Here is an 18,015-nt window from a genome sequence, read left to right as displayed (position 1 = left end):
CGGCTTCGGCGTGTTCTCCGGCTTTGCCGAGCCACCGGGCATGGGTGTGGCGGCTCGCGAGGGTGTCGGGATGCTCCGGGCCGAGGACCCGAGCCTGTTCCGCAGTCACCCTGGCTGCCAGGCGGGCGGCTTCGGCGTGTTCTCCGGCTTTGCCGAGCCACCGGGCATGGGTGTGGCGGCTCGCGAGGGTGTCGGGATGCTCCGGGCCGAGGACCCGAGCCCGTTCCGCAGTCACCCTGGCTGCCAGACGGGCAGCCTCCGCATGTTCTCCTGCTTCGCCGAGGCAGTGCGCATGGTGGTGGCGGCTTGCAAGCGTGTCGGGATGCTCGGGGCCGAGAATACGAGCTTGATCGGCGGCAAGGCTGGCGTACATGCGGGCGGCTTCGGCGTGCTCGCCGGCGTCGGCACGAGCGGCTGCGCGTTCCGCATGAGTGGCCAACACTGCCGGAAGGGGCGAGATTCCGGCTTGCGGTCCCAGTACCTGGTGAAGCAGGTCTCGAAGTTCCGCCGCTGTCTGCGGACGCTCGTCAGGGTTCTTGGCCAGCAGGCGCAGGGTGAGGACATCGAGGCCGGAAGGAACGTCGGGACGATGAGCGCTCGGAGCGTCGGGGATCTCCTCCGCATGCGCCCGGCATATCGAATTGGGCTCGAGGTAATTGAAGGGAGGCCGTCCGGTGAGGAGTGCGTAGAGCAAGCAGCCCAAGGCATACAGATCTGTGCGCTCGTCCGGGGCGTAGTCGGGCCGGGTTTGCTCGGGAGCCATGTACTGCGGAGAACCGACGCGCTGGCCGGCGCTTGTGATGCGGGTGCGTTCGGCGTTGGTATAGGCCGCTATACCGAAATCGAGCACTTTGATTATCTCTCTGCCCGAGCGTGTCCGGGCCAGAACGACGTTGGTTGGTTTCACGTCCCGGTGCACGATACCCGCATCATGGGCCGCCGCGAGGGCGTCAGAGACTTGGGCGCACCAGTTCACGGCCTGGGCGATGGGCAGAGTCGAGGGCTCACTGATGAATTGACTGAGCTGCTTTCCATCGAGCAACTCCATGACGACGAACGGCTGGCGTCGGTCATGCCGGTCACGAAAGGACCCGTAATCGAGCACGGAGATGATATGAGTGTGACCGGACAGTTGTGCGGTTATGCGGGCTTCGCGCTCGAAGCGGGTGAAAAGCTCATCGTTCGCGCCATCGCGCAGGAGTTTGACTGCGACGGAGCGCCCCAGCCGCATGTCATGAGCACGCCACACGACGCCCATGCCGCCAGATCCCAGAGGCTCCTCCAGCCGGTAACGCTCGGCCAGTAAAGTTTCGCGCATTGCCCCCCCAACGGGTCCCACCCCAAGGAGATTTGACACCTTGGCGTTGCCGACATCAGGGTACCGATGCAAAGGGGATGTGAGGCAGGCTCTCACACCGGCCTACACGATCAGGTGGTTCTCCGGGGGCAACCCGCCTGGGCGCCAGTCGAGTCCGGTCACGGCCTCCAGCGCCTTGACCAGCAGGTCGAAGGTGGCGGCCTCCCGGAAAGGTTGCCGTCCCTCGTTCGTTCGTCCGTCCCGGTCGGCTGTGCCCCCGCTTCCGTGGGTCTACGGGCCGGGGAGGCACACGGGCGCGACACCGGCAGATGCCGGACGGCGGAATGGGAGTTCCAGCCTGAGCCGGTCGTGGATCCAGTGCTCTGCCTCTTCCAGGGGCCGAGCGGCGCGGTGGGGCGATCCGATTTCCGTGCCGGTCGCAGCCATTCGTCGATGGCCGCGACGAGGACGGTGGCTTCGTGGCGCACGGCGAGCTTCTCGTAGCGGGCGGCCACCGCCGGGGTTTCACGAAGGGAGATCATCTTCCGTCAAGCGGCTGATCCACCGCCCTTAGGGCCAAGGGCCGGGAGTGGCCGATCGTCCAGATTGCCGACGACTTCAGGCCGCCCGAGGACGCCGAAGAGTTCGACGTCCAGGGGCATTGTCCGGCCGCACGGTCTACTTCGCTCGCGCGGGAGCGCCTCGCGGCGGGTGGCTGCGTGGCGCCTTGTGGGATTCAGTCGATCTGCTCGCCGTCCTGCGTACCGCCCTTGCAGTAGTTGCCGTCCTCGTTGATCGCGGGCGTTCCGCCACCCTGCTTGCACTCGGAAGGGGTGACGACGGTTGGCGCGCTCTGTGCGGCGGCGGTGGCGGTGGCGGCGCCTGTGAGGCCGAGTCCGGCGAGGGCTGCCGTAGCGATCACGGCGGCGATGATTCGTCGAATGCGCATGTGGTTCCCCTTTCACGGATTGCCTCGGTTGGGGCACTATTCAGCTTCTCACCCATGTGGGTGGGACGTCATGTTGGGCCATGCGGGTGACGGTGCTGTCGGGTGCGGGGTCGGTGACGCGACCCGTCGGCAGGACCCGGAACGAAGACCGCCCCGGCCGGATGGCGCCAAGAGCCGTATTGACCCGCGGAAACACGCCCCTGCGAGCTGTCATCGCCCGCGCACGCACCGTGCCGGTCCGGTGTGGCGACGTCCTGGCCACCGGCACGGGCCGCGGCCCTGCGGGGCTTCGCTCTCCCTGACACCGACCGGCACGGTGCACCCGCCGGTCGGCTCCGCCGTGGTCCTCGACGACCCCGGGGACGACTCCGTCGTTCGGCCCATCAAGGGCGCCGGCCGCAACGCCGAAAAGGACCAAGCGGAGTCGCCCACCCTCGCGTTCAGGTACGCCTCCGCGCCTCAGGCCGCCCCGATGACGGCGGTCCCGTGCCCCAGCCGAGACAGGCCCGGAGGAGATCCCGCATGCGCGTCTTCCTGCCCCTCACCGCCGTCACCACCGCCGCGCTCCTGCTCGTCACGGTCACCGGCGCGACTCCCGCCGCAGCAGACCGGAACCCCGACGGCACACCGCTGGTCAAGGTGTCCCACGGCGACCCGTACGCGGACTGCACCATCGGTGCGAGGTCTCCCGACAGCGTCGTCCACCCCGGCACCGAGGTCGAGCCGTACCTGTCCGTCGACCCGCACGACCCCCAGCGCGTGGTCACCGTGTTCCAGCAGGACCGCTGGAACGACGGCGGCGCCCGCGGGCTGGCCGCCTCCTGGTCCACCGACGGCCACACCTTCCACCGGAGCACGCTGCCGTTCAGCCTGTGCGCCCCCGGCGGCGCCGACTTCGAACGGGCCACCGACCCCTGGGTGAGCACCGGACCGGACGGCACCGTCTACGCGAGCGGTGAGGGCGTCGACTTCACCAAGAGCACGCGCACAGGCCTCCTGGCCGCCACGTCCCGCGACGGCGGCCGCACTTGGCAGAACCTCACCACCACGCACGTCGACGAGCAGCCGTTCTTCAACGACAAGCCCTCGCTCACCGCCGACCCGATCCGCCGGGGCACCGCCTACCAGGTCTGGAACCGCCTCGACAACGACCCGCCCGGCCCCGGTTCCCTCGACGGCCCCGGCTACATCTCCGTCACCCGCGACGGCGGCCGCACGTGGAGCGGGGCCCGGCCCTTCGTCGACACCAGCTCCGTGCCCAACACCCAGACCATCGGCCATCTGATCGTCGTCGAGCGGCACTCCGGCACCCTGTACGACTTCTTCGACCGGATCACCCACTCCGAGGACCTGAGCACCGTCGTCGAAGCCCGCTACGAGATGGTCACCTCGACCGACGCCGGAGAGACCTGGAGCGCCCCGGTCACCGTGGCCAAGGACACCTCCGTACCGGAGGTCGACCCGAACGACCCCACCAAACTGCTGCGCGCCGCGTCCACCCTGCCCAGCCCGGCCGTCGACCCGAAGACGGGCACGCTCTACATGGCGTACGAGGGCTCGGACTTCTCCGGCGGCAGGTTCGACTCCGTCCAGCTGGTGCGCTCCACCGACGGCGGACGCACCTGGGGAGCCCCGGGGCTGATCAGCCCGGACGGCGTTCCGGCCTTCTCCCCGTCGATCGCGGTCGACGAGCGGGGTACGGTCGCACTCACCTACTACGACCTGCGCTTCCTCGAGCCGGGCGACACCACCACCCTGCCCACCGCCTACCAGTTGGCCACCCTGCCGCACGGGGACCCCAAGCGCCGGACCGAGCGACGCATCTCGCGGATCTTCGACTGGCTGCAGGCACCGTTCGCCGGGGGTTACTTCCTCGGCGACTACCAGGGCCTGGTGGCGGACGACAAGGGAGTACGGGCGGTGCTCACCGAGACCCACTCCGGCGCACCGGAGAACCGTACGGACGTGTACACCGGCAGTTTCCGCACCAGCTGACCGACGCGGACGCCGTCGGGGCCGCCCCGGCATGCCAGGGGCCTGAGCACAGGCGGCTGTTGAGCGGTTACGGAGTTGTCGCAGGAATTGTGGGGTCCGGCACAGTGCTCGTGGGACGAACTCGTCTCCCCTTCCGCCCTGCCGTACCCAGGGCTGGGAGCACCGGGCGGAAGGGATCACCGGCTACCGGGTGGAGTACGTGCCCCTGCGGTTCGTGTGCGAGACCGACGACGTCGGCGACTACACCACCTCCGTCCCCGGCTACGTCAACCCGGTCTTCTTCTTCCTGGGCCTCGGCGCCGCCGTCTGTTTCACCGTCGTAGCCCTCGATTCCGACAGCAGCCGCGGGCAGTCCGGAACGGGAACGGGAACGGGAACGTAGCGGATCATCCGGCGGCGGTGATCGCGACGAGTTCGACCTCGAAGCCGTCGTCGTTCTCCAGGTAGGCGGCGTAGTGCTGTGGGCCGCCGGCGTGCGGATGCCGGTCCGGGAACATCAGGCGCCAGCCGTGGCGGATCGACTCCTCGGCGAGGCGCTCGACCGCGGCCTCGTCCTCCACGTGGAAGGCCAGGTGGTTCAGTCCCGGCCGGCAACGGTCGTGCCGGTCGGAGGTGAGGGCCGGGGACCGTTCGACGACCAGGTACGTCGGCCCGAGCTGCCAGCTGCGGCCGTCGGCCCAGCGCTGGTAGGGCGTGTGGCCCAGGGCTTCCAGGAGCCAGCCGAGCGAGGCGATCGCGCGGTCGAGGTCCGGCACCCACAGTTCGACGTGATGCAGCGTGCCGCTGACCGGCCGGCTCACGTGTACAGCTCCCGGGCGCGGGTCAGGTCGACCGGTCCGTCCTCAGGCAGGGGCAGTGGCAGGAAGTGGTCCAGCTGCCACTCCTGCGCGCGGCCGGCCTGGCGGTTGGGGGTGGTCACCCAGGGCGGGTAGACGCGGAAGGCGCGCTTCCCGCCGGAGTCGTCGGTCGATACGACGCCGTGCCGGCGGAGCGCCTCCAGGGGGAGGACGAACTGGCCGAAGTGGTGGCCGTCGCGGGTGCTGATGACGAAGAGGTCCACCGGGTCCGCGGCGTCGAACGGCTGGATGGGACCGGCCGGGGAGCGCTTCCAGACGGTGACGAACTGGCCGGCCTTCGTGGGGGTGGTCTTCGCCGCGCGGAACCGGACGGCGCGGCGGTCCAGGGTGAAGGTGTGGGCGGCGTAGTCGGCGCCCTCGGCCTCCGGGACCGGCAGCGAGCAGATGAACCCGCAGGGGTCGTAGACGAGCGCCTTCGCCGCGACGAGGTCCGCGTGGGCCGTGGCCGCGGCGGTGTCCGACCACGGCCGGGGGCGGGCAGGGGAGGGGTGTTCGCGGCGCGTCGTCATTCCTTCACCCTGCCACGTCCCGGACCGGGCCCGCGGCCCGAGGGCCGAGAGCCGCCGTACCGCGGTCAGTCGAGGTCGATGTGGACGCTGGTGGACTTCACGCGGGCGACGGCCTGCACACCGACGGCGAGTCCGAGCTCCTCGACCGCCTCGCGGGTCAGCAGGGAGACCACGCGGTGCGGACCGGCCTGGATCTCGACCTGGGCGGCCACCTCGCCGAGCGTCACCGCCGTCACGATCCCGGGCAGCGCGTTGCGCGCCGAGGTGGCGGACTCGCCGTCGCCCTCGGCCGCCTCCTGGGCGAGCGCCACGCAGAAGGCGGCCAGATGCACGCCCTCGATCATCCGCCTGTTGCCGTCCCGCAGGGTCGGGAAGCGGCCCGCGTCCGCCCAGCGGCGGGCGGTGTCGGTGCTGACGCGGAGGAGTTGGGCTGCCTCGCCGATCGTGTAGAGCTGCACCCCGCAACTCTATGCCGCCGGCGCCCGAGCCGTTCCAGTACGCCGTTGCCGGATCTTCCGGGTACCGGGGAGGTTTCCGGGCCTGTCCCGGACGGGCTCACTGGCTGGTGCGGATCTCGTCGATCCGCTTCGCCAGGGCCTCCGTCTCCGCGATCAGCCGCGCGTGCGCCTTCTTCTGCTCCCCGTCACCCTCGGCCCGGAACGCCCCGCTGAAGTGCGGCTGGAGCTGGGTCCACCAGCCGTAGTCCAGCATCGCCCACGCCTGTGGGCACAGGGGGGCGCGGGTCTTCGGAAGATAGCCGCTGTCGACCAGGGACTCCTGGTACTTCTTCGGGTCGCTGCCCTCCAGGTAGCACAGGAAGTTGAAGGCCCGTTGCTGCGTGACGGGGTGGTCGCTCGACATGCCCTCCAGGGTCGGCGTGCCTTCCTTGCGGGCGATCTCGTCGAAGAGGATCGCGGCCGCCAGCGACGGGGCCGGCCCTACCTGGTTGACGGTGTAGAAGGACGCGAAGCCGTCGGCCGCGTCCTCCTCGAGGCCGAGGTTGGCCAGGAGGAACTGGCGCTGCAGGGCGTGCCCCATCTCGTGGCCGAAGATGAACTCGGTCGACAGCACGGTCAGGTCGTCGGTGTTGTACTCGGACGCGGGGAACGGGGCGGGCCGTTCGACGGTCTTCACGACGCCGGCGAGGGCCTTCTCGATCGCTGTCAGGAACGACGGCGGGACGAAGATCGTCCTGCCGTCGGGCTGGGTGACGGCGTCGGTGACGCCGGGCGGCACGTCCGCGGTGACCTTCACGACCATGTCGTGCGGGAGGGTGAGCGCCCTGTTCACCCAGTCGGCCGACCGCTCCAGCACACCGGACTTCCGGATCAGCGCCATGGCCTCCCGGTCCGCCGGTGCGACCGTCCGGTCCTCGTAGACGACGGTGACCCTGCCGGAGCGCGCCGCCGGCGGGCGAGGTCCTGCTCCGGGCCCCTGCCCGGCGTCGCGGGCCGCGTCGCCGCACCCGGTCATGACGACCCCGGCGAGGACCAGCACGCCTGACAGGACGATGCGCGCCCTCTTCGAGCAACCGGCAGTGTTCGGCATCCTTGGTCGGCTCCCGTCACGTGTTCCCGACCCGATCCTCCGGCCATCCGCAGGCGGCTGCCCGTCGAGCCGCCCGTTCGGGGCACGGGCGGCCGATGAGCCGGGGCGCGCCGGCCCCCGTACGGCGTGCAGCGGACCCCGTACGGCGCGGGCGGCCCCCGTACGGCGTGCAGCGGCCCCCGTACGGCGCGGGCGGCCCCCGTACGGCGTGCAGCGGCCCCCGTACCGCGCGGGCGGACCCCGTACGGCGCCGGCCGCGGATCGTCGCACGGCGTTCGCCCACCTGGCGGCCTCCGACGGCCGCCCCGGATCGGTAGGCTGGAGCCGCCGGGCGCCTGCGACGGGGAGGTACGGGATGGGGACCACCACGACCGGACCGCGCCCCGGCGCCGACCCGGGACTGTTCGGCCCGTCGTCCGTCACCTGGCAGTGCCACGGCGACCCGATGATGTGGATCGCCGGGCTCCGCGCGCTCTACCTCCAGGCCCTCCACCCGCGCGCCGTCCGCGGGGTCATGGAGAACTCCGACTTCCGGTCGGACGCCTGGGGACGGCTGCTGCGCACCGCCGACTTCGTCGGCACCCTCACCTACGGCACCACCGAGGCCGCCGAGCGCGCGGGCCTCCGCGTCCGCACGATCCACCGCAAACTCTCCGCCACCGATCCGGACACCGGCGAACGCTTTCCCGTCGACGACCCCGAGCTGCTGCTGTGGATCCACTGCGCGCAGATCGACAGCTTCCTGCACGTACTGCGCCGCTCCGGCGTCCCCCTCACCGCCGCCCAGGCCGACCGCTACGTCGACGAGAACCGCGCGGGCGCCCGGCTCGTCGGGCTCGACCCGGCCGGGGTCCCCACCGACACCGCCGGGCTCGCCGCGTACTTCGACCGGATCCGCCCCGAACTCGCCGCCGGCCCCGACGCCCTCGCTGTGGACGACTTCCTGCGCGGCCCGCCCGTCCCTGCCCTCCTCATGCGTGGCCGAAACCTGCTGTGGCCGCCCATCGCCGGCCTGGCGTACGGTTCCCTCCCGGGCTGGGCGCACCAGCTGTACGGGCGACCTGCACCGGCCCCGCGCAGCGTCACCCGGCGCATGCGCCTCACCGGGCGCGCACTGCGCAGCATTCCCGCAGGTCTACGCTGGCAGCTGCCTCCAGGTCACATCTTGAAAGCGATGCGTCGCATGGGCCCCGGGAGCCGCCCCTCGCCGTACACACTGCGTACATCAGCGGCCATACTGGACCGGCCGGGGAGGGCGTAGCACGAAAACGGGGGCGGCTTTAAGACATGGCGGAGTCCAGACTGATCCAGGGCCGTTACCGGTCGCTCGATCTGATCGGGCGCGGCGGCATGGGCGAGGTATGGCGCGCCCGGGACGAATCGCTGGGCCGGCAGGTCGCCGTGAAGTGCCTCAAGCCGATCGGCGCCGAGCAGGACGCCCACTTCACCCAGGTGCTCCGTGAGCGGTTCCGGCGCGAGGCGCGCGTGGCCGCGTCCCTCCAGCACCGCGGGGTCACCGTCGTCCACGACTTCGGCGACGACAGCGCCTCGGGCGGCCCGCTCTACCTCGTCATGGAACTCCTCGAAGGCCGCAACCTCAGCCAGCTCCTGGAGGACAACGACGCGCGCCCGCTCCCCGTCGACGTGGTCGTCGACATCGCCGAGCAGATGGCCGCCGCCCTCGGCTACACCCACGACCAGGGCGTCGTCCACCGCGACCTGAAGCCCGCCAACATCATGCGGCTCACCGACGGCACCGTGAAGATCTGCGACTTCGGTATCGCCCGCCTCGCCCACGACATCGGCTTCACCGCCAAGCTCACCGGCGGCGGCATGGCCATGGGCACCCCGCACTACATGTCGCCCGAGCAGATCGCGGGCGGCGAGGTCGACCACCGCAGCGACCTCTACTCCTTCGGCTGCGTCCTGTACGAGATCGCCACCGGCGCCCCGCCCTTCGACCTCGGCGACTCCTGGTCGGTGCTGGTCGGCCACCGCGACAACGCGCCCGTACCGCTGCGCGAGCACCGCCCCGAGCTGCCCGGATACTTCGACGAGGTGGTCCTGGACCTGCTCGCCAAGCGCCCCGAGGACCGGCCGGGAGACGCCCGCCACGTGCACCGCCGGCTCGTCGAGGCACGGCTGGGACCGGGCGGGCTGCCCGGCGCCCAGGCCCCGCTCCCGCCCTGGGCGCGCGGCATGACCGCAGGCCGCAAGGCCGGGATCGACGCCCGGCCGGCGAGCGGCGAATGGGCCGTGCTCACCGGAGCCTGGACGGCCGCCCGCCCCGCGGGCGGGCCGCCGGTGCCGCGCCCGCGCGGCGCGTACCCCCCGGTCCACCCCGGCACCACCACCATCGTCCGCCCCGCGCCCGCCGAGGACCCGCGGCTCACCGCCGCGTACGGATTCCCGCGTCCCGCCGGCCCGCGGGGCAGCGGCCCCGACGCGCTCGCCGCCGGCCACGCGCGCGCGTACGCCCTCAGCCGCGCGGGCCGGCCCGAGGAGGCGCTCGCCGGGTACACGGCCGTGGCCGAGGGGCGCACGCGGGTACTCGGTGCGGACCACGCCGACACCCTCGCGGCGCGCCAGGAGACCGCCTACGAGCTGGGCCGGCTCGGGCGGCACCAGGAGGCGCACGACGTCTACCGCGCGGTGCTCGTCGCCCGCGAGCGGACCATGGGCCCGCTCCACCCCGACACCCTGCGCTGCCGGCACAACCTGGCCTGTGCGCTGGGTGCGCTGGGCCGGTACGCGGACGCCCACGCCACGGCCGCCGAGGTCGCCGCCGACCGGGCGGCCGTCCTGGGCGCCGAGCACGCGGACACCCTGCTCACCCGCTACGAGGCCGCGTACGCGCTCGGCCGCCTGGAGCGCTGGACGGAAGCCCTGGTCGCCTTCCACGAGGTCGCCGTCGTACGGGAGCGGGTGCTCGGCCGCGACCACCCCGACACCCTGGCCGCCCGCTACGAGGTCGGCATCGCGCTCGGCCGCACCGGCAACAGCCAACAGGCCCTCGACCTGTTCCGGGGCCTGGTCCGCGACCGCACCCGCGCCTACGGGGTCACCGACCCCGAGACGCTGCGCGCCCGGCACGTCCTCGGGGTCAACCTGGGCCGCCTGGAGCGCTGGGCGGAAGCGGTGGCGGAGGCGCGCCAGGTGGGCGCCCTGCGCGCCGAGGTGCTCGGGCCCGAGCACCCGGACACCCTGGTCAGCCGCCGGGAACTGGCCGGAGGCCTGGGCCGGCTGGGCCGCTGGGACGAGGCGCTGCCCATCTACCGGGACCTCTCCGGCATCCGCGAACGGGCCCTCGGCGACGACCATCCCGACACGGTCCTGGCCCACGCCGACGAGGCACACTGCCTGGAGCGGCTCGGCCAGGTGTGCTACCAAGAGCCATGACGACCTTCGGGCGGGACGTGTACGACGACGTGATCGTGGGCGGTGGGCACAACGGCCTGGTGGCCGCCGCGTACCTGGCCCGGGCGGGCCGCTCGGTGCTGGTCCTGGAACGGCTGGGGAACACGGGCGGGGCGGCGATCTCCAGCCGTCCCTTCGTGGGCGTCGACGCCAGACTCTCGCGCTACTCGTACCTCGTCTCCCTGCTTCCGTCGAAGATCGTGCGCGACCTGGACCTGCGGTTCGCGGTACGCCGCCGGACCATCTCCTCGTACACGCCCACGGAGCGGGGCGGGCGCCCCGGCGGACTGCTCGTCGGCGGCGGAGAGCAGCGCACCCGGGAGTCCTTCGCGCGGCTGACCGGCTCGGAGCGGGAGTACGAGAGCTGGCGCGCCTTCTACGGGACCACCGGGCGGGTCGCCGAGAAGGTGTTCCCGACCCTGACCGAGCCCCTGCCGACGCGGGAGGAGCTGCGGGCGCGGATCGACGACGAGGACGCCTGGCGGATGCTCTTCGAGGAGCCCCTCGGACAGGCCGTGGAGCGGAACTTCGCCGACGACCTGGTCCGCGGGGTGGTCCTCACGGACGGGCTGATCGGCACCTTCGCGGACGCGCACGACCCCTCCCTCGCGCAGAACCGCTGCTTCCTCTACCACGTCATCGGCGGCGGGACCGGCGACTGGGACGTGCCCGTGGGCGGCATGGGCGCGCTGACGGACGCCCTCGCGGCGGCGGCGACCAAGGCCGGGGCGGAGATCGCCACCGGCCACGAGGTGCTGCGGATCGACACGGACGGGGTCGCCCCGGCCGAAGTGGTGTTCCGCACGGCGACCGGGGAGGGCCGGGTCGTCGGCCGCACGGTCCTGGTGAACGCCTCGCCGCAGGCCCTGGCCGAACTCCTCGGCGAGACCCCGCCAGGGGGCGCGGCCGCGGCCGCGGCACCCGAGGGCGCCCAGCTCAAGGTCAACATGCTGCTACGCCGACTGCCCAGGCTCCGGGACACCTCGGTGGACCCGAGGGAGGCCTTCGCCGGCACCTTCCACATTGCCGAGGGCTACGCCGAGCTCGCCCGGGCCTACGCGGAGGCCGCCTCCGGCGAACTGCCCTCCGTACCGCCCTCGGAGATCTACTGCCACTCGCTGACCGACCCGACGATCCTCGGCCCGGAACTGGTGGAGCAGGGCTACCAGACCCTCACCCTCTTCGGCCTGCACGCTCCGGCCCGGCTCTTCCGACACGACAACCAGCAGGCCCGCGAGGTCCTGCTGACGGCCACCCTCGCGCAGCTCGACGCACACCTGGCCGAACCGCTCACCGACTGCCTCGCCTTCGACGCGGACGGCCGCCCGTGCATCGAGGCGAAGACCCCGCTGGACCTGGAGCGCGAACTGCGGCTGCCCGGCGGCCACATCTTCCACCGGGACCTGTCCTGGCCCTACGCCGACCTGGGCGGCCGGTGGGGCGTGGAGACCGCCCACCGCAACGTCCTGCTGTGCGGGGCGGGCGCGGTCCGCGGCGGCGGCGTCAGCGGGGTCCCCGGGCACAACGCGGCGATGGCGGTACTGGGGCACCAGGCCGTGTCCGCAAAGTAGCGCCGGCCGCCCGGATCGCCGGGCAGGTAGGACGTTGCGGACACGGCTCAGGGGGTGTCCTGCAGGCGTCCGGACTCGGCCGGACGGGTGGATCGTGCGCACCCCGTCCGCCCGCCCGGCCGGGCGCGCCGGCCAGGCCACGCCCAGGAATCGGGGGCGTCCGGCGCCGCGGCGCGCGGTGCGGCACGGGGGCCGAGGAACTTGCCCGGGACGGCAGCGGTTTTGCAGGCTGTCCGGTGCCGGTCCCCTCCGAGGCCAGTCGGCCCGGGGACGGCAGTCAGCCGAGGGAAGGAACCGCCCCGTGTCCGCCGCACTCTCCGACGACCTGAAGAAACTCATCGACGACAGCCCGGTCTTCGCGACCGTGGCCACGATCCAGCCGGACGGCAGCCCGCAGCTGTCGATCACCTGGCTCACCCGGGACGGAGACGACCTGCTCGTCTCCACGACGGTCGGCCGCCGCAAGGAGAAGAACCTGCGCGCGGACCCGCGGGTCACGGTCATGATCAACCCGGCGGACGCGCCCTACACCTACGCCGAGGTCCGGGGCACCGCCGAACTGACCACGGAGGGCGGCCAAGAGCTGATCAACGAGCTGTCGCGCAAGTACACGGGCAAGGAGTACGCGGACTTCAACCCGGCCTCGAAGGAGGACGCCGAGCGCGTCGTCGTCCGCGTCACCCCGCGCAAGGTCGTCGGCTCGATCTGACGTACTCCGGACGGGCCGGCGGGAGGAAGGCTCCCGCCGGCCCGTCGTCATCAGGCGGGTTCGATGACGACGATCGGGATCTCGCGGTCCGTCTTGGTCTGGTACTCGTCGTACGCCGGCCAGTGCCCGACCATCACCGGCCAGTACGCGGCGCGTTCCTCCGGGGTGGCGGTACGGGCCGTGCCCTGCATGATCTTCGGGCCGACCTGGATGCGGACCGTGGGGTGCTCCGAGAGGTTCCGGTACCAGAGCGGGTGCGCGGGCTCTCCGCCCTTGGACGCCACGACCAGGTAGGCACCTTCCGCCTCGCCGTAGATGAGCGGGGTCCGCACGGGCTTGCCGGACACCCGGCCCAGGGTGGTCAGCAGGAGGGTCTGGGTGCCGTTCCAGTACTGGCCCTCGGAGCCGCCCGAGCCCACGTACTGCTTGACGTGGTCCAGCTGCCAGGTCCCCTCCTTGGGGTCGGTCGGGTTGTCCCAGTCGATGTCGGTCGTCATGTGACTCCGCCTGCCTTCGCGTCGAAACAGTCAGCGAAACTCACCAACGAGTGGCAACGCCCGCGGGCACGGCGTCCATTCCGTCCGGGAGCGCGAATCCGTCGAACAGCGCAGTCATCGCCCGGCTCGTGGCCCGGGCCGGGGTGGCGCGGACGGCGAGGTCGCGGACGGCCACGGCGAGGGGGTGGGTGAGGGCGGCGACCCGGCCCGCCCGGCGGGCGCGGACGCGGATGGCATCGGTGCGCGCGCAGCGGGCCGCGCTGTAGGCGGCGAGGGCGGCCGGGACGCCGCCGGTGCCGGTGGCTGCCAGCAGATGGCCGAGGACCGCGGCGTCCTCGACGGCCTGGCAGCCGCCCTGGCCCAGGTTGGGGGTCATGGCGTGGGCGGCGTCGCCGAGCCAGGCCAGGCGCCCCTGGTGGAAGCGGGGGAGCGGGGCGGCCAGGTCGTAAAGGTCGTGCTGGAGCACGGCCGCAGGGTCGATCCGCTCCAGCAGGGCCGGGATCGGGTCGTGCCAGGTGCCGTAGCGGCGCAGGAGTTCGGCGCGGACGTCGGCGGGACGGTGGCCGGCCGGGACGACGGCGGTGGCGTAGAGGTAGATCCGGCCGTCGGCGAGCGGGACCACGCCGAAGCGCTCTCCGCGGCCCCAGGTCTCGGCGGTCACCGCCCCGGCGGGGCTCGCGGCGGCGGGCAGGACCGTGCGCCAGGCGGTCTCCCCGCTGTGGTGGAGGCCGGGGTGGTCCGGGAAGTACTGGCGGCGCAGCGGGCTGTGGATGCCGTCGGCGGCGATGACGAGGTCTGCGCCTTCGAGGTCGCCGGCGTCGGTGCGGACCACCGGGGAGCCGTCGGCGTCGTCCACCGAGGTGACGGCGACGCCGTAGCGGATCGCCGTGGCGGGGAGGGCGGCGGCCAGGGCGTCGGCCAGCGCCGAGCGGTGCAGGGCGAGCGGCGGGCCGCCGAAGCGGGCGGCCAGCGCGGCGGTGTCGGCGCGGCTGAGCCAGCGGCCGTCCGGGCGGCGCAGGCCCATCGCGGCGGGGACGGCGCGGCCCGCGGCGCGGGTGACGTCGAAGCCGATGGTGTCGAAGGCGCGCAGGGCGTTGGGGGCGAGGACGATCCCGGCGCCGGCCGCGGTCGGCCCGGCCGCCCGTTCGCACACGGTGACCCGCCAGCCGTGACGGTGCAGGGCCAGGGCCGCGGTGAGCCCGCCGATCCCCGCGCCTGCCACGACCGCGTGACGCTGACCTGCCGACATGACGAGTCCCCCGCTTCCTCTTCCTCGTACTCCTCCGGCCGGATCCTCTACATGTGTAGAGTCCGATGCCGTCACTCTACAGCTGTAGAGTGGGGCGATGTCCACCCCTCGCAAGAGCCCGCCCGCGGTAGACCGCAGAACGCTGATCGCCGACACCGCGATCGACCTCGTCGCCGCCGCCGGGCTCCGGGGCCTGACCCACCGCGCGGTCGACGGCGCGGCGGAGCTGCCGGCCGGGAGCACCTCGTACTACTTCCGTACGAGGACGGCGCTGATCGGGGCCTGCTACCAGCGGCTGGCCGAGCTGGACCTGGGCGACGTCGGTGCCCTGGGTGCCCCGGGCGGCCCGGTTGCCCTCGGCGGAGTCAGCGGCGTCGGGGACGTCGGGGACGTCGGGGGTCCTCGCGCGTCCGAGGGGCCGCCCGCGCCCCCGACGGCGGACCGGGAGGCGGCCGCGGCCGCGCTGGCCGGGCTGCTGCACCGCTGGCTGACGGTGGGCCGCGCGCGCCAGCTGGCCCGCTTCGAGCTCAGCCTCGAAGCGGCCCGCAATCCCGAACTGGAGGCGGATTTCCACCGGGCGGGACTAGGGGCCCGGGCCCGCGCCTCCGGCATCCTCGCCGCCCTCGGCGCGCCGCGGCCCGAGGAGGCCGCGGAACTGCTGGTCGCCTGGACGGACGGGCTCCTCTACGACCGGCTGGCCGGCGCCCTCGCCCGCTCCCGCCCGGCGCCGGACCTCGCCGAACTGACCTCCGTCACGCGGCTGATGCTCGACGCGGTCCTCGGTCACCCGGCCTGACCCGAAGGGCGCCGGCGGTCCTCCGGGCCGCCGCACCGCCGTACGAAGCCGTGGTGGGCACCTGCGCAGTGGGGGAGGGGCAGGTGCCCACGGGGGCGGCCGCGGGCCGCTCGCCGGTTCGGCCGCCGCTTTTCAGCGTAGAACGTTCCGGGCCGGGAGGGGATGGTGAGCCCCGTGCCGCGGTCCGGCAGGGGCCGGATCCGGGTCCGGGTCCGGGGTCGGGTAGGGGTCCGGGTCAGGGGCCGGGAACCCCCCGGGGTGGTTGACCGTTCATCCATGCGTGGGTGCGGTGGAGGGGCTGATGTCCCCGCCCCTCCCGCTACGCCCCGGCCGGCCTCCCCCCGGCCTGCCGGGGCCCGCCCCGACCGGCCTTCCCCCCTGGCCGGTCGGGGCCCCGCTTCCCCCGACCGGCGCAAGGCGGGCGGCGTCCAGAGGTCCGCGCCGACAGGCCGGGACGCAAGACCGTGACCTGCCGGTTCGCGGACCGGTCGGGGACGGGCCGGGTGCCCGCCGCCGTCCGCGCCGGACGGGACGGGAGGTCGCCGCGCCGCGCCGGGGCTAAGTTCCGATGGCATGAACCGCATATCCGGTGATCGGCACCCTGACCCCACCCGTCGTGCCCTGCTCACCGCCGGGGCGGGTGCCGCCCTCCTGGCGGGCTGCACCCGCGGCGGCGCCCCCGGCGCTCCGGCGGCAGCGACCAGCAGCGGCTCCGCCCCACCCACCGCGGCAGCGGGCGGCCTCACCCCGGGCGCGATGACCCTGTTCAAGGACCCGGCGTACAACTTCAACGGCCTCCTCGCGCTCGGTGCCTCGGGCGCCGGCGCCGCCGAGGTCGGCGAGGTCCTCACGGCGGTGAACGCGATCAACGGCGCCGGTGTGACCGCGCAGACGTACGTGCGGACCTTCCGCGCACTCGGAGACCAGCTCCTGGAGGCACCCCCGGGAGCCCCGGCCGACGCCCGGACCAAGCGGTTCCGGGCGCTGCGCGCCGCCCAGTACTACGGTCAGGCGCTGTTCTTCGTCCTCGGCTCGGACGACCCCGGCAGCGAGGAACAGCTGTACAAGGCGGGGCGCGGGGCCTGGGACACCTTCTGCGGCCTGTGCGAGCCCGCCCCGGTGAAGGCGAACGTGCCCTACGGAGCCACGCCGCTGCCGGTGTGGTTCTTCCGTCCCGACACCTCCCGCACCCCGCGCCCGACGGTGATCCTGACCAACGGCAGCGACGGCCAGAACGTGGACATGTGGACCTACGGGGTCCCCGCCGCGCTGGACCGGGGCTGGAACGCGCTCGTCTACGACGGGCCGGGCCAGGGGCAGCTCCTCTTCGTGGACCAGGTGGTCTTCACGCCCACCTGGGAGAAGGTCGTCACGCCCCTCGTCGACTGGCTCTCGGCCCGCGCCGACGTGGACCCGGACAAGATCGCCCTGACGGGTCTGAGCATGGCGGGGGACCTCGCCCCGAGGGCGGCGGCGTTCGAGACCCGGATCGCCGCGCTGGTGGCCATGCCGGGCTGCGTGGAGCCGTGGCTGGGGTTCCCGCCCGAGATCCGGAAGATCCTCACCCCCGACAAGGAGGAGACGAACGACATCTGGAACAAGGAGGTCGTTCCCGAACTGCCTCCGGACGCTGCCGACGTGATGAAGAAGCGCTTCGAGCCGTTCTCCATCCCCGCCATGCTCGAAGCCCGTCAGGGAAAGCTGTTCACCGACTTCTACACCCCCGCCACCCGGATCCAGGCGTTGACCATCACCGATGTCGTCGGACGGATCAAGGCACCCACCCTGGTGCTGGACTACGAGGGCGAGCAGTTCTACCCGGGCCAGCCACGCCGTATGTACGACGCGCTCACCTCGCCCAAGGACTACCTGAAACTGACGGCGGCCCAGGGCGCACAACTGCACTGTTCCCCCATGGCCCCGCAACTGCACTGCGAGGTCGTCTTCGACTGGCTCCAGAAGACGCTCCTGGACCGCTGACGGACGGCCCCGCGCCCGACCAGAGCCAGTGGCCGGGGCCGTCCCGGCTCTGCGCGACGGGGAGGTCGCCGCCCGGCGGCCTCGATGCCGATCCCACGATGCGGAGCAGCGCTGCCATGGCGACCATCGCGGTGACGGGCCGTGCGAACCTCACCGGGGCGAGCCTTCCCCTGGTCGCAGACGCTCTGGTCCCGCTGCTCGTCCGCTACCCGGCCGCGGAGCTCACCGGAATGTCCTGTCTGGCCGCCGGCGCGGACACGGTCTTCGCGGATGCCGTCCTCGCGCCGGGCGGGCGGCCGGTGGCCGTTCTGGCACGGCCTAGGATTCGATCATGATCGCTGAACTGCAATGCGTGGTCCTGGACTGTCCTGACCCGCAGACGCTCGCCGAGTTCTACCGGTCCCTGCTGGGCGGGAACGTCAACCAGCCGGACAGGCGCTGGTCGCTCGACGGGACCTGGGCGACGCTCCACACCCCGTCCGGTCCGGTCCTCGCCTTCCAGCAGGCCCGGGACCACGTGCCGCCGAGCTGGCCCGACCCCACCCGGCCGCAGCAGGAGGCCAGCCGGAATACGCCGGAAACGTGCCGTAGGCCGTCTGCGGTGGTGATCTGAAGCTCGCTGGCCCACCGGCGGATCACCC

The 18,015-nt window shown here is 72.8% G+C and carries 17 protein-coding genes and 1 pseudogene; 10 read left to right on the top strand and 8 right to left on the bottom strand.

All coding sequences use genetic code 11. The annotated features are described in order from the left end of the window. Together ACZ573_RS15450 and ACZ573_RS15445 are read right to left on the bottom strand one after the other, a co-directional pair. A partial coding sequence (locus tag ACZ573_RS15450; protein ID WP_471303866.1) for a serine/threonine-protein kinase occupies positions 1–1,318 on the bottom strand: 1,318 nt, incomplete at its 3' end. 715 nt (positions 1,319–2,033) lie between these two features. Further along, positions 2,034–2,246, bottom strand: coding sequence for a hypothetical protein (locus ACZ573_RS15445; RefSeq protein ID WP_471303864.1), 213 nt, complete (start codon positions 2,244–2,246; stop codon positions 2,034–2,036). Between the two features lie 522 nt (positions 2,247–2,768). On the opposite strand from ACZ573_RS15445, the gene ACZ573_RS15440 reads away from it, so the two are divergent. Together ACZ573_RS15440 and ACZ573_RS15435 are read left to right on the top strand one after the other, a co-directional pair. Further along, positions 2,769–4,241: a sialidase family protein gene (locus ACZ573_RS15440; protein WP_471303861.1), complete on the top strand. Its 1,473-nt coding sequence runs from the start codon at positions 2,769–2,771 to the stop codon at positions 4,239–4,241. A 190-nt stretch (positions 4,242–4,431) separates the two neighbouring features. Continuing rightward, positions 4,432–4,623 (top strand): hypothetical protein, encoded by a 192-nt coding sequence (locus ACZ573_RS15435; RefSeq protein ID WP_471303859.1) that lies wholly within the window; start codon positions 4,432–4,434, stop codon positions 4,621–4,623. 4 nt (positions 4,624–4,627) lie between these two features. Here the strand turns inward: ACZ573_RS15435 and ACZ573_RS15430 are convergent, their stop codons facing one another. The 4 genes from ACZ573_RS15430 to ACZ573_RS15415 form a co-directional block, all read right to left on the bottom strand. Beyond that, positions 4,628–5,041 carry a VOC family protein gene (locus tag ACZ573_RS15430; protein WP_471303857.1) on the bottom strand — a complete coding sequence of 138 codons (414 nt, stop codon included), beginning with the start codon at positions 5,039–5,041 and terminating at the stop codon, positions 4,628–4,630. Further along, entirely contained in the window at positions 5,038–5,607 is a 570-nt protein-coding gene (locus ACZ573_RS15425; RefSeq protein WP_471303855.1) for a MepB family protein, read from the bottom strand. Before ACZ573_RS15425 ends, ACZ573_RS15430 begins: the two co-directional genes overlap by 4 nt. A gap of 65 nt (positions 5,608–5,672) precedes the next feature. Further along, on the bottom strand, positions 5,673–6,065 hold the full coding sequence (locus ACZ573_RS15420; protein ID WP_301373124.1) for a TOBE domain-containing protein: 393 nt from the start codon (positions 6,063–6,065) through the stop codon (positions 5,673–5,675). 97 nt (positions 6,066–6,162) lie between these two features. Beyond that, complete coding sequence (locus tag ACZ573_RS15415) at positions 6,163–7,155, bottom strand: DUF4344 domain-containing metallopeptidase (RefSeq protein WP_471303852.1); 993 nt, start codon at positions 7,153–7,155, stop codon at positions 6,163–6,165. A 355-nt stretch (positions 7,156–7,510) separates the two neighbouring features. On the opposite strand from ACZ573_RS15415, the gene ACZ573_RS15410 reads away from it, so the two are divergent. The 4 genes from ACZ573_RS15410 to ACZ573_RS15395 all read left to right on the top strand — a co-directional run bounded on the left by ACZ573_RS15410 (position 7,511) and on the right by ACZ573_RS15395 (position 12,852). After that, positions 7,511–8,416: an oxygenase MpaB family protein gene (locus ACZ573_RS15410; RefSeq protein WP_471303850.1), complete on the top strand. Its 906-nt coding sequence runs from the start codon at positions 7,511–7,513 to the stop codon at positions 8,414–8,416. Positions 8,417–8,442: 26 nt separating this feature from the next. After that, positions 8,443–10,554, top strand: coding sequence for a serine/threonine-protein kinase (locus ACZ573_RS15405; RefSeq protein ID WP_471303848.1), 2,112 nt, complete (start codon positions 8,443–8,445; stop codon positions 10,552–10,554). Further along, positions 10,551–12,143: a phytoene desaturase family protein gene (locus ACZ573_RS15400; RefSeq protein ID WP_471303845.1), complete on the top strand. Its 1,593-nt coding sequence runs from the start codon at positions 10,551–10,553 to the stop codon at positions 12,141–12,143. The genes ACZ573_RS15405 and ACZ573_RS15400 overlap by 4 nt, the downstream gene beginning before the upstream one ends. Positions 12,144–12,444: 301 nt before the next feature. Next, positions 12,445–12,852 carry a PPOX class F420-dependent oxidoreductase gene (locus ACZ573_RS15395; protein ID WP_471303843.1) on the top strand — a complete coding sequence of 136 codons (408 nt, stop codon included), beginning with the start codon at positions 12,445–12,447 and terminating at the stop codon, positions 12,850–12,852. Positions 12,853–12,902: 50 nt separating this feature from the next. Here the strand turns inward: ACZ573_RS15395 and ACZ573_RS15390 are convergent, their stop codons facing one another. Then, complete coding sequence (locus tag ACZ573_RS15390; RefSeq protein ID WP_471303841.1) at positions 12,903–13,349, bottom strand: nitroreductase family deazaflavin-dependent oxidoreductase; 447 nt, start codon at positions 13,347–13,349, stop codon at positions 12,903–12,905. A 40-nt stretch (positions 13,350–13,389) separates the two neighbouring features. Beyond that, entirely contained in the window at positions 13,390–14,598 is a 1,209-nt protein-coding gene (locus tag ACZ573_RS15385; RefSeq protein WP_471303839.1) for an FAD-dependent monooxygenase, read from the bottom strand. A gap of 97 nt (positions 14,599–14,695) precedes the next feature. On the opposite strand from ACZ573_RS15385, the gene ACZ573_RS15380 reads away from it, so the two are divergent. From ACZ573_RS15380 to ACZ573_RS15365, 4 genes and pseudogenes are all read left to right on the top strand, one after another. Further along, positions 14,696–15,394 carry a TetR/AcrR family transcriptional regulator gene (locus ACZ573_RS15380; RefSeq protein WP_471303836.1) on the top strand — a complete coding sequence of 233 codons (699 nt, stop codon included), beginning with the start codon at positions 14,696–14,698 and terminating at the stop codon, positions 15,392–15,394. 573 nt (positions 15,395–15,967) lie between these two features. Beyond that, a complete protein-coding gene (locus ACZ573_RS15375) occupies positions 15,968–17,374 on the top strand; it encodes an alpha/beta hydrolase family protein (protein WP_471303834.1) in 1,407 nt (468 codons plus the stop codon). Positions 17,375–17,490: 116 nt separating this feature from the next. Continuing rightward, the gene (locus tag ACZ573_RS15370; RefSeq protein WP_471303832.1) at positions 17,491–17,709 is read left to right on the top strand and encodes a hypothetical protein; all 219 of its coding nucleotides are present in this window, start codon (positions 17,491–17,493) and stop codon (positions 17,707–17,709) included. Continuing rightward, positions 17,706–17,930: pseudogene (locus tag ACZ573_RS15365) on the top strand (VOC family protein); the annotation flags it as partial. The gene ACZ573_RS15370 and the pseudogene ACZ573_RS15365, both read left to right, overlap by 4 nt. Between the last annotated feature and the right edge of the window lie 85 nt (positions 17,931–18,015).

The organism is Streptomyces sp. NPDC040545 (assembly GCF_055595065.1).
Note: the sequence above shows the minus strand (reverse complement) of the source record. Positions and strands in the feature narration are given on the sequence as shown.

Bases quoted from the DNA above. Each gene is read 5' to 3' on its own strand.
- ACZ573_RS15445 (WP_471303864.1), bottom strand. From the start codon at position 2,246: ATGCGCATTCGACGAATCATCGCCGCCGTGATCGCTACGGCAGCCCTC.
- ACZ573_RS15440 (WP_471303861.1), top strand. From the start codon at position 2,769: ATGCGCGTCTTCCTGCCCCTCACCGCCGTCACCACCGCCGCGCTCCTG.
- ACZ573_RS15425 (WP_471303855.1), bottom strand. From the start codon at position 5,607: ATGACGACGCGCCGCGAACACCCCTCCCCTGCCCGCCCCCGGCCGTGG.
- ACZ573_RS15415 (WP_471303852.1), bottom strand. From the start codon at position 7,155: ATGCCGAACACTGCCGGTTGCTCGAAGAGGGCGCGCATCGTCCTGTCA.
- ACZ573_RS15410 (WP_471303850.1), top strand. From the start codon at position 7,511: ATGGGGACCACCACGACCGGACCGCGCCCCGGCGCCGACCCGGGACTG.
- ACZ573_RS15405 (WP_471303848.1), top strand. From the start codon at position 8,443: ATGGCGGAGTCCAGACTGATCCAGGGCCGTTACCGGTCGCTCGATCTG.
- ACZ573_RS15400 (WP_471303845.1), top strand. From the start codon at position 10,551: ATGACGACCTTCGGGCGGGACGTGTACGACGACGTGATCGTGGGCGGT.
- ACZ573_RS15390 (WP_471303841.1), bottom strand. From the start codon at position 13,349: ATGACGACCGACATCGACTGGGACAACCCGACCGACCCCAAGGAGGGG.
- ACZ573_RS15385 (WP_471303839.1), bottom strand. From the start codon at position 14,598: ATGTCGGCAGGTCAGCGTCACGCGGTCGTGGCAGGCGCGGGGATCGGC.
- ACZ573_RS15380 (WP_471303836.1), top strand. From the start codon at position 14,696: ATGTCCACCCCTCGCAAGAGCCCGCCCGCGGTAGACCGCAGAACGCTG.
- ACZ573_RS15375 (WP_471303834.1), top strand. From the start codon at position 15,968: ATGAACCGCATATCCGGTGATCGGCACCCTGACCCCACCCGTCGTGCC.
- ACZ573_RS15370 (WP_471303832.1), top strand. From the start codon at position 17,491: ATGGCGACCATCGCGGTGACGGGCCGTGCGAACCTCACCGGGGCGAGC.